General features: G+C 67.4%; 11 protein-coding genes. 7 read left to right on the forward strand and 4 right to left on the reverse strand.

The features are described 5' to 3' along the window. Positions 1-675: 675 nt before the first annotated feature. On the forward strand, positions 676-2088 hold the full coding sequence (locus tag ACVOJ1_RS10645; RefSeq protein ID WP_193396952.1) for a DEAD/DEAH box helicase: 1413 nt from the start codon (positions 676-678) through the stop codon (positions 2086-2088). Between the two features lie 113 nt (positions 2089-2201). Here ACVOJ1_RS10645 and ACVOJ1_RS10650 read toward each other — a convergent pair whose 3' ends face one another. Next, entirely contained in the window at positions 2202-4796 is a 2595-nt protein-coding gene (locus ACVOJ1_RS10650; RefSeq protein ID WP_346480393.1) for a M14 family zinc carboxypeptidase, read from the reverse strand. A 73-nt stretch (positions 4797-4869) separates the two neighbouring features. Then, positions 4870-7509 carry a TonB-dependent receptor plug domain-containing protein gene (locus ACVOJ1_RS10655; protein ID WP_197600654.1) on the reverse strand — a complete coding sequence of 880 codons (2640 nt, stop codon included), beginning with the start codon at positions 7507-7509 and terminating at the stop codon, positions 4870-4872. Positions 7510-7702: 193 nt separating this feature from the next. Between ACVOJ1_RS10655 and queD the strand changes: the two genes are divergently transcribed. Together queD and ACVOJ1_RS10665 are read left to right on the forward strand one after the other, a co-directional pair. Beyond that, positions 7703-8065: a 6-carboxytetrahydropterin synthase QueD gene (gene queD, locus ACVOJ1_RS10660; protein WP_065175366.1), complete on the forward strand. Its 363-nt coding sequence runs from the start codon at positions 7703-7705 to the stop codon at positions 8063-8065. Between the two features lie 115 nt (positions 8066-8180). Beyond that, entirely contained in the window at positions 8181-8534 is a 354-nt protein-coding gene (locus ACVOJ1_RS10665; protein ID WP_262101484.1) for a phasin family protein, read from the forward strand. Between the two features lie 378 nt (positions 8535-8912). On the opposite strand, the gene ACVOJ1_RS10670 is transcribed toward ACVOJ1_RS10665, so the two are convergent. Together ACVOJ1_RS10670 and ACVOJ1_RS10675 are read right to left on the reverse strand one after the other, a co-directional pair. Next, a complete protein-coding gene (locus tag ACVOJ1_RS10670; RefSeq protein WP_346480394.1) occupies positions 8913-10388 on the reverse strand; it encodes a sensor histidine kinase in 1476 nt (491 codons plus the stop codon). Then, a complete protein-coding gene (locus ACVOJ1_RS10675; protein WP_065182516.1) occupies positions 10385-11104 on the reverse strand; it encodes a response regulator transcription factor in 720 nt (239 codons plus the stop codon). The genes ACVOJ1_RS10670 and ACVOJ1_RS10675 overlap by 4 nt, the downstream gene beginning before the upstream one ends. Before the next feature lie 143 nt (positions 11105-11247). On the opposite strand from ACVOJ1_RS10675, the gene msrB reads away from it, so the two are divergent. From msrB to ACVOJ1_RS10695, 4 genes are all read left to right on the forward strand, one after another. Continuing rightward, positions 11248-11826, forward strand: coding sequence for a peptide-methionine (R)-S-oxide reductase MsrB (gene msrB / locus ACVOJ1_RS10680; RefSeq protein ID WP_053518289.1), 579 nt, complete (start codon positions 11248-11250; stop codon positions 11824-11826). Further along, on the forward strand, positions 11826-13592 hold the full coding sequence (locus ACVOJ1_RS10685) for a cytochrome c biogenesis protein DipZ (RefSeq protein WP_346480395.1): 1767 nt from the start codon (positions 11826-11828) through the stop codon (positions 13590-13592). Before msrB ends, ACVOJ1_RS10685 begins: the two co-directional genes overlap by 1 nt. Before the next feature lie 14 nt (positions 13593-13606). Further along, the gene (msrA, locus tag ACVOJ1_RS10690) at positions 13607-14344 is read left to right on the forward strand and encodes a peptide-methionine (S)-S-oxide reductase MsrA (RefSeq protein ID WP_053518286.1); all 738 of its coding nucleotides are present in this window, start codon (positions 13607-13609) and stop codon (positions 14342-14344) included. Positions 14345-14497: 153 nt separating this feature from the next. After that, positions 14498-15940, forward strand: a complete 1443-nt coding sequence (locus ACVOJ1_RS10695; RefSeq protein ID WP_322523364.1) for an aminotransferase-like domain-containing protein — start codon at positions 14498-14500, stop codon at positions 15938-15940. The last annotated feature ends 5 nt before the right edge of the window (positions 15941-15945 follow it).

The following is a 15945-nucleotide window of genomic DNA, read 5'->3' on the forward strand; positions in this document are numbered from 1 at the left end:
TGCAGGACACGCCGTAAACCCATCCATGGGGGCTCGATGGCGCCATCCATGGCGCCAACGGTCCTGCCACCCCAAACCCCCCCACCAATGAACATTTACCCGGGAAGGGAAGTAGTTCCACCCCACGCGTGGATGAAATCTTCCGGATATCGAAATCCAAACGGGGGTCAGATCCGTTCCGCCAGTTCGCAGGAAACTGTCGAAGGCGGGGTGGGTCCGGTTGCGGGAGTGTCCGCGGCATGGATGCCGCGGCCAAGCCCCAAGGGACGGGTTTACGGCGTCTCCCGCAACCGGACCCACCCCGCCTACCTTCAGGAAGCCCGCTTTTGACGTTGACGTTGACGTGGCTTCGGCCTCTGCGGGTGCAGGGCGCAGCCCTGCAGAGAGAACCCTTACCTGAACAGGCCTTTTTGCGTGAAGTCTCAAACATCGTTTAGACTTGCGGAGTCTGCAGCGGCCGTCCGTTTCCCTCCGGGATCGCCGGCGACCAGGGTCCGCCCTCTTCGCCCGCCCCCACTCCGACGCCGTTCGTCACGCATTCCAGCCTGCGCTTCGTGCCGGCTGCACCCAATTCTCGCAGCGCGGTTCACGGGAACGCTCCGAGTCAGCCGATCAGTTTGATCTGCCCCCGTCTGTCCATTCGGACAGGCGTTTCTTGTACTTGGAGCACACTCGATGTCTTTTGAATCGCTGGGCCTGGCGCCCTTCCTGCTGCGTGCGCTGGCCGAGCAGGGCTACGAAAACCCGACCCCGATCCAGCAGCAGGCGATCCCGCTGGCGCTGGCCGGTCGCGACCTGCTGGCCGGCGCACAGACCGGTACCGGCAAGACCGCAGCCTTCGGCCTGCCGCTGCTGCAGCATCTGGGCACCGCGCCGCAGGAAGTGCGTGGCGGTGGCCCGCGCAAGCCGCGCGCACTGATCCTGGCCCCGACCCGCGAGCTGGCCACCCAGGTGCATGACAGCCTGCGCGGCTACAGCAAGTATCTGCGCATCCCCAGCGCCTGCATCTACGGCGGCGTCGGCATGGGCAACCAGCTGGACATCCTGCGCCGTGGCGTGGACCTGCTGGTGGCCTGCCCGGGCCGCCTGATCGATCACCTGGAGCGTCGCAGCATCGACCTGTCCGGCATCGAACTGCTGGTGCTGGACGAAGCGGATCGCATGCTGGACATGGGCTTCCTGCCGTCGATCAAGCGCATCCTGGCCAAGCTGCCCAAGCAGAACCGTCAGACCCTGCTGTTCTCGGCCACGTTCGAGGACAACATCCGCCAGCTGGCGCTGGAGTTCATGCGCAACCCGGAACAGATCCAGGTGACGCCGAAGAACACCGTGGCCGAGACCATCACCCATCGCGTGCATCCGGTCGACGCCGGCCGCAAGCGCGACCTGCTGCTGCACCTGCTGGCACAGGACAGCCGTGAGCAGACCCTGGTGTTCGCCCGGACCAAGCACGGCAGCGACAAGCTGGCCGCGTTCCTGGAGAAGTCGGGCATCAAGACCGCGGCGATCCATGGCAACAAGAGCCAGGGCCAGCGCCTGCGTGCGCTGGGTGACTTCAAGGCCGGTCGCGTGACCGTGCTGGTGGCCACCGACATCGCGGCGCGAGGCATCGACATCAACGAGCTGCCGAAGGTGATCAACTTCGACCTGCCGATGGTCGCCGAGGATTACGTGCACCGCATCGGCCGCACCGGCCGCAACGGCTCCACCGGCCAGGCGATCTCGCTGGTGGCGCAGGACGAGGTCAAGCTGCTGCGCGCAATCGTGCGCCTGCTCGGACGCGACATGGACATCCGCGATGTGCCGGGCTTCGAGCTGCAGGTGCCGATCCGCTGGGGCAACAGTGCACCGGGCAAGGCCGAGCACGACACCGGCGAGCGCGCCCCGCGCAAGAGCCACGCGCGACGTCCGCACGGCGATGCGCCGCGCCATGCCCACGCCGGCCCGAAGAAGGCCGGTGGTGGCCGTCGTGAGGGCGGTAGCAACGGCCAGCAGCGTGCCGGCGCTGGTCAGGGCCAGCGTCGTGGCGGAGGCGGCAACGGCGGTGGTCGTGGCCGCGGCCAGGGCGGCGGCGGTCGCGCCGGCTGATCCTGACTGACAGGAATGAGGGCGTCCCGCTGCGCGGGAGGCCTTACATCGGGGACGGCGCTCGCGCGCCGTCCCTTTTTGTTGCCCGCGCATCAATCAAGGCGCCAGACGCCTCATCCGCGTGCTTTCGCCGGATTCGCCAGATTCCCGAAGAAGATCGCATTGATCAGCAGTCGATCCGTGCCATGCCAGTACTTGCGGTGTGCCGGATCATCGGCGAACAGCACCACGTTGCCCTTTCCCTGGGCCGACACCAGCAGCCACGCACTGCCTGCCACCCGCGCACGATTGCGCTCGGACAGGTAACCGTTGACCCGTGGTGACGCGTCGATGCGCACCACCGTCGAGAACGGATTCGCACTCGGCTGCAGCGTCACGCTGTTTTCCTTGTTCACCGCCAGCTGCCGGCCCGGCACGCCGAACGCCAGGGGATGGCTGGTATCGACATCGGCGCTGAGGATGTTGCCGCTCACCCGCTCGATCGCGGCGATATCGCGCTGGTCACCGAAGGCGCGACGGTTTTCGTCGCCGGCCTCTTCGTCCTTGCCGGTCTTCTCGCCATCGGCGAGCTTCTGTTCGATCGCCCACTTCGACGCGCTGCCATAGGTCACCAGCGAGCCGCCGGCCTGCACCCAGCGCTTCAGTGCGGCCACGGCAGTCGCATCGACACTGTTGTAGGTGCCACCGGACAACACGAGGGTGGTGTAGCGATCCAGCGGAACCTTGCCCAGCTGCTGCGGATCCAGCTTGCTGGCCGGCAGGTGCAGGTGCTGGTCCAGCAGGAACCAGGCCGATCCGATCTCGGTGGCCGCCACGCCTTCGCCCATCACCAGTGCCACGGCCGGCTTGCGCAGTGCCTTCACGCCATCGCTGCCGAGATCGATGCCCTCGCGGCTGCGGCCACTCGACAACGCATGCACCTGTACGCCCGAAGCACGTGCCGCCGCGGCCACCGCGTCGAGCAGGGCCGCTCCCTGCAGTGGCTGGCCGGCAACGGGAATGACGATGCTGCCGGCCGCGAAATCCACGTCGCCCTGTGCGGTTCCGGCGGTGAACGGCTGGAATGCAGCGCGCGCGGCCAATCCCCTGCCCTGCAGCTCGGCCAACGCACGGCTGGCGTTGTAGTCACGCCAGTCGATGGCATAGGCGAACCCCGCCTGGCCGCCGACGACCGCGCCCTGCAGTGGTGGCAGCTCGCTCACCTGTGCACCGCCGTCGATGCGGCTGCGGCTGCCGGCGAAGGCCACGCCGTAGGCTGGCGCAATGGCGTAGCTGGTGCTGCCATAGAACACGTCGCCCTTGATCGGCGGCGTCTCGGCGAAGATCGAGTGCACCAGGCGGAACTGCGCCTGCTGCACGGGCACGACATAGGCACTGCCTGCCTGGAAGCGCTTCCCCTCGACGGTGACATCGCGATCCAGCGCGCGTACCTCGATCCGGTGCAGGAGCAGCAGTTCAAGCAGGCGCCGGGTCAACGCCGGATCATGCGCGTCGCCGAACACGAAGGTCTTCTGCGGCTGCTGCGCGGCCTGCTTCAATGCGCTCTGGAAGAAGGTCTTCTGCAGATCGAACAGGCCACTGCGCTCGGCCACCGCACCGCGCACCGTGCCCAGGCCGGTGGCGACCTGGTTGCGGATGGTGAACGGGAAGGTCAGCAGCCCGTTCACCGACTCCTGCACCCGTCCCCGCGAACTGGCCTGCTCGACGGTGACACCGACCGCGCCATGGAAGTCCGGATAGGTCGAGCCATACACCGGCGAGAAGTTGTCGAAGTTCTCCCCCGTGTAGTACAGCGACCCCAGTGCGTCCAGCGCCTGTGCGTGGTACGTGGCCAGCGTCCTGTTGAACTCGTAGGAGGCAGCCGGGATCAACGGGCTGTGCATGCTCTTCGGCGAAGGCTCGAAGTAGTACGTGCTGTCCTTGCCCATCTCGTGGAAGTCGATCTGCACGTTCGGGTACCACTGGTGGAAGGCGGCCACCTTCGGCCGCGAATCCTGCTGGGTCAGCGCCAGCCAGTCGCGGTTGAGATCGGTGAAGTAATGGTTGGTGCGGCCCTGCGGGAACGGCTCGACATGCTCCTTGTCAGCCGGATCGGCCGAGGCCGGGTCCGATGCCCAGGCGTTGTGCCAGTTGGCGGCACGGTCGCGTCCGTCCGGATTCTGCGCCGGGTCGAACAGCACCACCGCCTGCTGCAGCCATTGCTGGGTTTCACTGCTGCGATTGGCCACCAGGTAATACGCGGTGAGCATCGCCGCTTCGCCGCTGGAGGTTTCATTGCCGTGCACACTGTAGCCCAGCCAGACCACCACCGGGCTGTCACCGGCTGCGCTGCGCGGTTGTGCCGGATCGACCAGGGTCGCGTGCTGCTGGCGGATCTGTTCCAACCGCGCCTGGTTGCTGGCCGCGGTGATGGTGGCAATCAGCAGGGGGCGGCCTTCATAGCTGCGTCCAATGTGCTGGACGCGGATCCTGTCCGAATGCCTGGCCAGTTCCTCGAAATAGGCGACCAACTGGTCGTGGCGGGTGTAGCGGCTGCCGATCGGATAGCCGAGGAACTGCTCCGGCGTGGGAATGGCGCTGTCGAACGCGCCGGCCTTGCTGGCCTGCGGGAAGAAATAGGCGCTCTGCGCCTGCGCGGACAACGCGGGGAACACTGCGCTGGCAGCGGCGATCAGCAACGGAAGAACGGCACGGCGGTGGAAGGACACGGTGACTCCCCGGAAACAGGACGGCAGAGGGCAACGTGGCCGGTCACGGCAGGTGACCGGCCACGGCGTTGGATCAGAAGCGGTAGTCGAAGCCCAGCGTGAAGTAGCGACCCCGCAGGTCATACTGGGTGAAGTCATACGGCGCACGGATGCCCGGGAACGACGCATCGTAGGGCGGCGTCTTGTCACCCAGGTTCTGCACCTTGGCGTACAGGGTCAGGCTGTCGATGCCGGTGTACCCCAGGTACAGGTCGTACTGGCTGTAGCTGCCGACACGCTGCTGCACGGCCTTGGCGGCGGTACTGGCTTCCTGCCGATAGCTGCTGGTGTAGTACCAGGTCACCGCCGCGTTGAAGTCGCCGTACTTCCAGTCCAGCGTGGTGGTGGCCTTGTCCTTGGGCAGGGTGGCGCCGAGGTTGCTGCCGGCGTAGTCGACCAGGGGCCCACCGACCACGGTCGGACGGCGGTAGTCACGGACGTGGGTGTAGGCCGAAGACAGGGTGAAATCTCCGAGGCGCGCCGTCGGGATGCGCTGGCGCAGTTCCACGTCGATGCCCGATGTCTTCAGCTCGCTCAGGTTCTGGTAGCGGTTGTAGACGGCCTGCAGCTTGCCGCGCTCATCGCGCTGCACGGCACCGGCAACGTTGTCGTTGATCAGCGTCTGGGTGTTGTTGGTGCCGACCAGGTTGTCGAGCTGGATACGGTAGTAATCGACACTCAGATTGGTGTTCGCCCACGGTGACAGCACCACGCCGAAGTTCACGCTCCGGGTGCGCTCCGGCTTCAGGTCACTGTTGCCCACGGTGAAGAACGTCGGGCTCTGCCGCGAGCCCGGCACATCCGGGTCACGCGGATCGACCACGCTGCCGTAGGAGATGCTGGTGCTGTTGGAGTTCTCCGACAGCGAGGGCGCACGGAAGCCCTTCGAGGCCGACGCGCGCACCAGCAGGAAGTCCAGCGGTTGCCAGCGCAGTCCGAGCTTCGGCGAGAACGCATCGCCGAAGTCATCGTAGTGATCGGCGCGCGCAGCGGCGGACAGTTCCAGGGTCGAGGCCAGCGGCACGTTCACTTCCGCGTACGCAGCGCTGACCTGGCGCTCGCCGTGCACCTCGGCGATGGCCGGACGCACCTGCAGGCCGGCATCGATCTGCCAGGGGTTGTTCGAATCGAGCTTCTCGCGGCGCCACTCGGCGCCGGCGGCAAAGCCGATGTCACCGGCCCAGGTGCGGCCCAGGCTGCCCGAGATCTTCGCATCGACACCCTGCAGCTTCGATTCGGCCGGACGCAGCGTAGCGATGTTGATCGCATCACGCACCGACTGCGGGGTGGCCGCTGGGTCGAGCAGATTGTAGCTGCCGCTGGCCAGCGCATCGGCCAGCGCCCAGCGGTTGGCGAAGCCGCCCGAGACGGTCTCACGCTCGCTGCTGCGCGCACCGAACGCCGCCACTTCCCAGTCCCAGTTGGCGGTGGTGCCGCGCAGGCCGAACACGCCGCGATAGGCGGTGGAGCGGTTGGTCTTGATGGTGCCGCCGAGATCGAAGAACGTGTACTCGATCGGCACGGCACGCCCGTACGGATTGTACGGATTGCCCGCCGGCAGCTGCGACGACACCGGCTCGGCCAGGCCGGTCTCGGCATTCAGGGCGAAGCGGCCGCTTTCCAGGGTGAAGAACGGGCTGCTGCCGAACCAGGCCGCGCTCTTGATCTGGCTGTACAGCACTTCACCGAACGCTTCGACGTTGTCGCCCAGGCGGAAGGTGCCGTTGGCATAGGCCTGGTAGCGCTTCGTGGATGGAATCAGCGTGGTGTACGGCGCCTGGTTGAAGCCGCAGGTGTCGCCAGCCAGGCCGTCGATCGGAGCGCTCGCAACGCGCGTGGTCCCGGTGGGGCAGTTGCCATTGGCGTCGAGCATCGGCACGGACACGCCATTGATCAGATAGCGCGCCCCCTTGGCTGACCAGCCGTTCCAGCGCCCGCCCGGCAGGTCGGTGTAGATGCCGCTCTTGGTCAGATCGCGCTCGTCCTGGTCCAGGCGATCGCGGTTGTAGCCCTGCAGACTGAACAGGATGTTGTAGCCATCGCTGTCCAGATCACCGAGGCCACCGACGAACTTCAGGTTCTGCTCGCGCAGGCCCCCTTGGTCGGCGCCTCCGAAGCTGCCACCGATCTCGGCACCTTCGAAGTTCTGGCGGGTGATGATGTTGACCACGCCGGCCACGGCATCGGAGCCGTACACCGCCGAAGCACCATCCTTGAGCACTTCGATGCGCTCGACCGCGACCAGCGGCAGGGTATTGAGGTCGACGAAGGTATCGGACAGGCCACCGGCCGGGAAGCCGTAGTTCGCCACGCGACGGCCGTTGAGCAGCACCAGTGTGTTCTTCGGAGACAGGCCGCGCAGGCCGATGCTGGCCGAGCCGGAGGCCCAGCCGTTGTTGGTGGTCTCGTTGTTGGCATTGCCGGTGTTGGCGGAGATCGAGCGCAGCACATCGGCGACGGTGGCCTTGCCGGTCTGTTCCAGCTGCTGGCGGCCGATCACCTGCACCGGGTTGGACGCCTCGGTATCGGCGCGCTTGATGTTGGAACCGGTGACGCGGACGGCGGCCAGGGTACTGGCTTCGCCACTGGCGGCAGCGGTGGTTTCGGCGGCGGCGGACAATGGCGCGGCCAGAGCGGCGGCCAGGGCCGCCACGAGCAGGGTGTGCTGGGGCATGACGATGTGTGGGGTGGTGGTAGGGCGACGAAGTTCCGCAGTAATCCATGACTGGCCGGGGCCCGACCAATAACATCTCTTCATACGGATATAAGAGAAGCTAACATCTCTTCATCCGGATGGAAATAGTCACCCCACTTCGAGGCCGACGCGATCCCGGTCGGATGCGACAGCAGCGGCGTACAATCCGCTCATGGAAATCTTCAAAGTCTTCATGCTTGAGGCGGCCCACCGCCTCCCGAACGTACCGCCCGGGCACAAGTGCGCGCGCCTGCATGGCCACTCCTTCCGGGTGGAACTGAAGGTCGAGGGCGAACCCGGCGCGCAGACCGGCTGGATCATGGATTTCGGGGACGTGAAGGCGGCCTTCCAGCCGATCTACGAACGCCTGGACCACCACTACCTGAATGACATCCCCGGCCTGGAAAACCCGACCAGCGAGAACCTGGCGGTGTGGATCTGGAACGAACTCAAGCCCGCGCTGCCGGCGCTGAGCGAGATCACGGTCCACGAGACCTGCACCTCCGGCTGCCGGTACCGGGGCCCCAGCACCTGAACAACTCATTGATATCCAAAGATTTCTAAAGGCGCCTTGGGCGCCTTTATGATTTTTGTTGCAATGCGGCATCATCGGCGTATGCTGCAATGCATCAAGTCCTTTCCTGACGCCCATGACCGCCGCCTTCAGCGATCGCTTCAGTGATGCCACCCGCCAGCTGGCCGCCGCCGCAACGCGCGCGAACCGGTTGGCGCTGGAGAACGCTGAAAGCATGTTCGGCGTGCAGCTGAAGGCACTGGAACGCAACCTGACCGCGACCGGTGGCTGGCTCGGCGAGCTGGCACGAAGCGAAGATCCGGCCGGATTGCTGTCGCAGGGCGCTCAGCTTTGGCAGGACAACCTGCAGCGGTTTGGGCAGGCCCAGCAGGACGTGGTCGGTCTTGGCCTGCAGGCTGGACGCTCCTGGTCCGAGCTGGTGCAGGGCTACAACGAATCAACAGCGGACGCGACCGGCCACACGCCCTGACGCGACGCTTTCGCTCATTGCATGGGTCCCTCCCCCCATGCAATCCGGACCCGGCAGATCCCTCCCTCTGCCGGGTCTTTTTTTATTCCTCGCCTGCGTGCAGATGCGCGTCTTCGCCCGAGCAGATCGCGAGCGCAAAGGCCTCGCGCCGGCCCGCAACGTGTGGGCAAATGTCCCCGGCGCATTTTCGCACCTCTGCGCACCGATAACCCCTGCACGCCGGGTGGATGCCCTTGCGTGCGAAGTAAAGGAGGAGGTGACGGCCACCGGCCGGCGCCGGGGGACATTCGCACGCAAGGGCATCCACCCGGCACCACACGGAAAAACGCACATACCTGCGCGAAGGGGCAAACACCGCCACCCGGAAACCAGCTGCGCCTAGGCCACCGCCGCCGACTCCGCCCGCGGCAGCTCGAACACGAACGTCGCCCCTGCCTCACTGTCGCGCAGCGCGATGCTGCGGCCATGCAGCTGCACGATACGCTGCACGATCAGCAGCCCCAGGCCACCGTTCTCGCCCCGTCGCGCCCCCAACGCAGCAGGCGCCTGGAACAGCTGCGCACGCACCGCAGCAGCAACGCCGGGACCGTCATCAGAGACGATCACCTCCACGCTGTCAGCCACCGCGCGCAGCCGCACCTCGATCCGCCCTCCCTCCGGCGCATGGCGCAGGGCGTTGTCGAGCAGGTTGGTCAGCACCCGCTCCACCAGACCCAGGTCCGCACGTACCAGCGGCAACCCCTGCGGGAAATCCGCGTGCAACTGCTGGCCGCGCGCCTGCGCCGCCAGCTCGAACTTCTGCAGCACGTCCTGCAGCAGCTCGGGCAGCGCGAACACCTCCCACTCCAGCCGCACCTCGCCGTGTTCCAGGCGTGCCAGCTCGAACAGCGCGCGCGCCAATCGCCCGACCTTCGCACTCTGCGCCAGGGCAATGCCGAGATAGCGCCGGCGCTCCTCCGGCGACAGCGTCGCGTCCTTCAACGCCATCGTCTCAAGGTAGCCATGCAGTGAAGACAACGGCGTGCGCAGATCATGCGAAATGTTGGCCACCAGCTCGCGCCGCTGCAGGTCCTGCTGGCGCAGCTGCTGCCACTGCTCCCCCAACCGCTGCGCCATCTGCGCATGTGCATGTTCGAGGATGACCAGTTCATCGCGCTCACCCGGCCGCAGCGGGCCGGGCGGCGGCAGCGGCGTCGGCGCATCGATGTCGAATGCCTGGATGCGACGTGTCAGGCGGCGCAGCGGCCGGGTCACCCAGTAGAACGCCACCAGCCCGGCCAGCAGGCCCAGGCTGCCCACCAGCATCACCGACCACAAGGTCGTGTTCCACTGGTTGCTGGCGGCGAGGTCGTCGGCGAGCATCTGCCGGTGCTCGCCCACCAGCACCACGTAGACGTAGCCGGCCTGCCGCCCCTGCACCACCAGCGGCGCCACGCTGAACACCTTGCGACCCTCCCTACTGCGCGGATCGTCGCCCAGGATCGGCAGCGGCGCGCCCGCCAGCAGCCGGCGCAGCGGTGCCACGTCCACGCGGTTGCGCATCAGGTGCCCGCTGGGTGCGTCGTGGCCGAGAATGCGGCCCTGGTCGTCCAGCAGGTACACCTCGACGCTGGGATTGACCGCCATCAGTTGCCCGAACAGCGCACGCACCGCCGCATCGCGCATGCCGCTGGTATCCATCAGCTCACTGCGCTGCGCGATGTGCTCGGCCAGCCCCAGCGACAGCCGCTGCACGACTTCCTGCTCGTGCCGTGTGTTCGAGCGCATCTGCAGCGCCAGCAGGGCCATGCAGCACATCAGCATCAGCGCCGCGATCACCGCGGCCAGCTTCTGCCACAGGTTCGGCCGGATCATGCCGCCGCCCCGGCCGGGTCCACCAGCTTGTAGCCCCGGCCCCAGACCGTCAGCAGCCGCCGCGGGTTGGCCGGATCGGTTTCGATCTTGCTGCGCAGGCGGTTGATGTGGGTATTGACCGTATGCTCATAGCCATCGTGCTGGTAGCCCCAGACCTGGTTGAGCAGTTCCATCCGCGCGAACACCTGGCCGGGATGGCGTGCGAAGAACAGCAGCAGGTCGAACTCGCGCGGCGTCAGTTCCAGCGGCCTGCCATCCACGTCGGCAGTACGCGCGACCGGATCCAGCTGCAGTCCTCCCAGCTCGATGGCACCGGCATCGATGCGGGCGTTCTGCGCCATGGCCTCGGCGCGACGCAGCAGGGCACGCACGCGCGCCACCAGCTCCGGCATGGAGAATGGCTTGGCCAGATAATCGTCGGCGCCGAGTTCCAGGCCGACGATGCGCTGGGTTTCGCTGCCGCGTGCACTGATGATGATGATCGGGACATAGCGCGCCATCGCCCGTGCGCGCTGGCAGACCTGCAGGCCATCGACACCGGGCAGCATCACGTCCAGCACCAGCGCGTCCCACGGGCCTTCCTGTTCGAGCAGGCGCAGCCCGCCATCACCGCTGTCGGCGTGGGCGACCTCATACCCCTCATCGCCCAGGTGCATGCGCAGCAGGTCGGCGATGTGGGCATCGTCTTCAACGATCAGGACACGTTTCGGGGACATCGGCAGCTCGGGCCAGGGGGGAGGCTGAGCGCATTGTGGCGCGGGATCGCCGCCGATACCTCACGAAAAATTGAATCCTGCGTGAGGATTCGTTGACCGGAGCAGGCGCAGCATGGCCCCGTCGCCCCTTCCCGGAGTCCGCCATGCCCCTCACCCGCCGCCATCTGCTGGGTCTGGGCGGTATCGCCACCACCGCCGGCCTGCTCGGTCTCGGGGCCTGCAGCCGCGCCGCGCCAGCGGCAGCAGAAACGCGCCCTGCGCGACAGTTCGAGATCATGCGCAGTGATGCTGACTGGCGCCAGCGGCTGACCCCGGCCCAGTACGCAGTGCTGCGCCAGCAGGCGACCGAACGCCCTTGGAGCAGCCCGCTCAACAAGGAACATCGGCAAGGCACGTTCACCTGTGCCGGCTGTGCGCTGCCGCTGTTCTCTTCGTCCACCAAGTTCGAGAGCGGTACTGGCTGGCCCAGCTTCTGGGCACCGTTGCACAACGCTATCGGTGAGGACCGCGACGTCACCTTTGGCATGCTGCGGGTGGAAGTGCATTGCCGCCGCTGCGGCGGCCATCTGGGCCATGTCTTCAACGACGGCCCACGCCCTACCGGCCTGCGCTACTGCATGAACGGCGCGGCGCTGGCCTTCCAGCCCGGACCTGCCGCGCATGACAGCGATGCGGGCTGGCGCGTGCCGGTGGGATCGTCCCCTGCTTCTGGAGCCCGATGATGCTGCTGTTGCTGCTTGCCTATCTTGGCGGTGTGCTGACCCTGCTCAGCCCCTGCATCCTGCCGGTGCTGCCGTTCGTATTCGCGCGTGCTGACCGCCCGTTCCTGCGCAGCACCCTGCCGCTGCTGCTGGGCATGGCGCTGACCTTCACCCTCGTCGCCAGCCTGGCGGCGGTCGGCAGCCAGTGGGTGGCGCAGGCCAACCAGATCGGTCGCTGGATCGCCCTGCTGCTGATGGCGCTGTTCGCGGTGGCGTTGCTGTGGCCCGCACTGGCAGACCATCTGCTGGCGCCGTTGCAGCGTGTCGGCGCGCGGTTGAGCGCACGCGCGGACGCTGCCGATGCCGCCGGGCGCGGCGGTGCCTGGACATCGCTGCTGATCGGCATCGCCACCGGCCTGCTGTGGGCCCCGTGCGCGGGCCCGATCCTTGGCCTGGTACTGACCGGGGCTGCGCTGCATGGCGCCAGCGCCAGCACCAGTACGCTGCTGCTTGCCTACGCGCTGGGAGCGATCACCGCGCTGGCATTGGCGGTCTGGATCGGCGGCCGGGTGTTCCGCGCCCTGCAGGCACGGCTGGGGCTGGGCAATCTGCTCCGCCGCGTGCTCGGCGTCGCTGCGCTGCTGGCGGTCGTGGCCATTGCCCTGGGCTGGGACACCGGCCTGCTGACCCGGCTGTCCACCGTCAGCACCGCGCGTATCGAGCAGGGCCTGCTCGATGCGGTACCCGGCGCGCAGCCTTCCGCTCCACCGATGATGATGGGCCCGGCCACTGCAGGCAGCGAGGCACCGCTGCCGGTGGAAGGCACACTGCCCGCCCTGGACGGCGCCACCGGCTGGCTCAACAGCCCACCGCTGGACGCCGCCCAGCTGCGCGGCAAGGTGGTTCTGATCGACTTCTGGACCTATTCCTGCATCAACTGCCTGCGTGCGATGCCGTTCGTGCACGAGTGGCAGCGGCGCTACCGCGATCACGGCCTGGTGGTGATCGGTGTGCACACCCCCGAGTTCGCCTTCGAACGCGACCCGCGCAACGTCATGAAGGCCGTGCAGCAGTTGAAGGTCGACTATCCCGTCGCGCTGGACAACCAGTACGCGATCTGGCGTGCGTTCAACAACCGCTACTGGCCCGCCCACTACTTCGTCGATGCGCAGGGCAACATCCGCGGCCATCAGTTCGGCGAGGGCAACTATGCGCGTTCGGAGCAGGTGATCCGCCGCCTGCTGGCCGAAGCCGGCCAGACCCGGCTGCCACCGCCGGCCGATCCGGCCGCAGCGGACCTGAAGGGCGTGGCCGCGCAGGCGGACATGGGCAACCTGCGCTCGCCGGAGACCTACCTGGGGCATGCGCGCGCCGAGCAGTTCGCCTCGCCAGGCGGGCAACGTGCGGACACGGCATTCGACTACGCGCTGCCACCCGCGCTGGCGCTGAACCAGTGGGGCCTGTCCGGCCGCTGGATCATCGACGACGAGGCGGCACGGCTGCAGCAGCCTGGAGGACGCATCGCCTTCCAGTTCCATGCCCGCGATCTGCATCTGGTGCTCGCGCCACGCCAGGACGGCACGCCGGTGCGCTTCCGCGTCTGGCTGGATGGTCGGCCGTTGCCCGCGGCCGACGCCGGCAGCGACGTTGGCAGCGATGGCAGCGGCGTGATCGACGAACACCGTCTGTACCAGCTGGTGCGCCAGCGCGGCGCCGTCGCGCCACACCGCTTCGAGATCGAATTCCTCGATGCCGGCGCCCAGGCCTACGCCTTCACCTTCGGTTGATCCGGGAGGACACGATGAAGATTTCGTTCGAACAGGGGATCGCCGCCGGCATTGCCGGGCTGGTCGCTACCGCACTGATTGCCGGGGTACTGCTGGTTGATCACGGTGCCATCGCCGCGCCGCTCGAGCGCAGCGCACAGGTGCAGGTGTTGCCTGCGCCCACCGGTGAAGCCGCATTCCGCGATGACGGCACGCACGCCAGCGTAGTGTTTGCCGGCGGCTGCTTCTGGGGCGTGCAGGGGGTGTTCCAGCACGTCAAGGGCGTGAGCAACGCAGTCTCGGGCTACGTCGGCGGCAGCGCGGCGGATGCGCGCTATGAGCGTGTCAGCAGCGGACGCACCGGCCACGCCGAGGCGGTGAAGGTCGACTACGACCCGCGCCAGGTGAGCTACGGCCAGCTGATGCAGGTGTTCTTCTCGGTGGTGCATGACCCGACCCAGCTCGACCGGCAAGGCCCGGACCATGGCAGCCAGTACCGCTCGGCGATCTTCGTCGATGACCCGCGCCAGCAGGCGGCCAGCCGTGCCTACATCACCCAGCTGGGCCAGGCCGGAAGCTATCGCGCGCCCATCGTCACCCAGGTGGGGAGCGGCCAGCGCTTCTATCCGGCCGAGAGCTACCACCAGAACTACATGAGCAACTATCCGCAGGCGGCCTACATCCGCTACTACGATGCTCCGAAGCTGGCGGCACTGGGCAGGCAATTCCCTGCCCTGTATCGCCGGGATCCGGTGCTGGTGCCGATGCGTTGACTGCATGGTGCGCCAGCCCATGCAAAAAAAGGGGCGCGCGGCCATCCAGCCGCGCGCCCTTGAAATATCGGCGGGCACCGATCAGGCCCTGCCGACGAGGACATGCTAGGCTCGGAATCCTCATGGGTACAGCACCAGATGCGACCGGAACCGATGGATACAGATCAATGCAGCAGCGCGTCCGCTCCTCGCTACCAGCGGCTGTCCGATGAGCTGGCCGAGGCCATCCAGGGAGGGCGCCTGCCGGTCGGCAGCCGCCTGCCATCGCTGCGGCAGATGGCAGCACAGCGTCAGCTCAGCCTCAATACGGTGATCGCCGCCTACCGCCAGCTGGAAGACGCCGGCCTGGTGGTTCCGCGGCCAAAGGCAGGTTTCGAAGTGGCGCCGCGACTGTCAGTGCCGCAACGGTCGCTGCGCGATGCGCCGTCGGCCCCCACCGCGCCGTTGCAGCAGGTGCTGATGGCACGCGTGCTGGAGGCGCAACGCCGTTCCGGGGTGATCGACCTCGCCTTCGCCGGGCCACGCGGGCGCCAGTTCTATCCTGGCGCCCAGCTGGCCCGGCACACCGCCCAGGTATTGCGCCACGGCCAGCAGACGGTCGAAACCTACGCACGCCCCAATGGCTCGCCGCGGCTGCTGGCGCAGATCGTGCGGCGCGGCCCGCGCATGGGCCTGCACACGCACAGCGATCGCCTGCTGCTGACCCACGGTGCGATGGAGGCGCTGCAGCTGGCACTGCGTGCGGTGACCCAGCCCGGCGATTCAGTGGGTATCGAAGCACCGTCGTACTTCAACCTGTATCCGCTGCTGGCCAACCTGGGCCTGCAGGCCATCGAACTGCCGACGCATCCGCAACAGGGCCTGGACGTCGATGCGTTGGAGGCGATGCTGGAGCACACACCGCTGGCCGCGCTGGTGCTGATGCCGACCGTGCACAATCCATTGGGCTGCACCATGCCGGTGGCGGCCAAGCAGCGTCTTGCCGAGCTGGTCAACGCGCGGCAGCTGCCGCTGATCGAGGATGCCGTGTACGCGGAACTGCAGTTCTGCGAGCCACCTGCGCCGCTGCTGAAGGCCTTTGACCGCGACGGCTGGGTGATGGTGGTCGGCGGTTTCTCGAAGACGCTGGCCCCGGACTATCGCATCGGCTGGCTCGACGGCGGGCGCTTCGCTGAACGTATCGCCCTGCTGAAGTTCCAGTCCACGGGCGGCGAGCCGCAGCTGCTGGGTGATGCCGTGGCCGCGTACCTGGAAGGGAGCGGATACGAACATCACCTGCACCGCATGCGGCGCCTGTATCGCGAGCAGGTGGGACGGCTGCGCCAGCTCGTGGCCGAGCATTTCCCGCCTGGCACACGCGCCACGGAACCACAGGGTGGCTTCCTGCTGTGGCTGGAACTGCCGGGCGTGGACACCCGCGCACTGTTCGAGCGGGCGCTGGAAGAGGGCATCGTGTTCATGCCCGGCCAGGTGTATTCGCGCGGTCCGCGCTACCGGCACTGCCTGCGGCTGTCGTGCTGCCAGACCTTCGACGCACGTTTCATCGCTGCCGTGGAGCGCCTGGGCGCCCTCGCGCGGGAGCTCGCGGCCGGTTGATCGCA

This window comes from Stenotrophomonas sp. STEN225, from assembly GCF_056756445.1.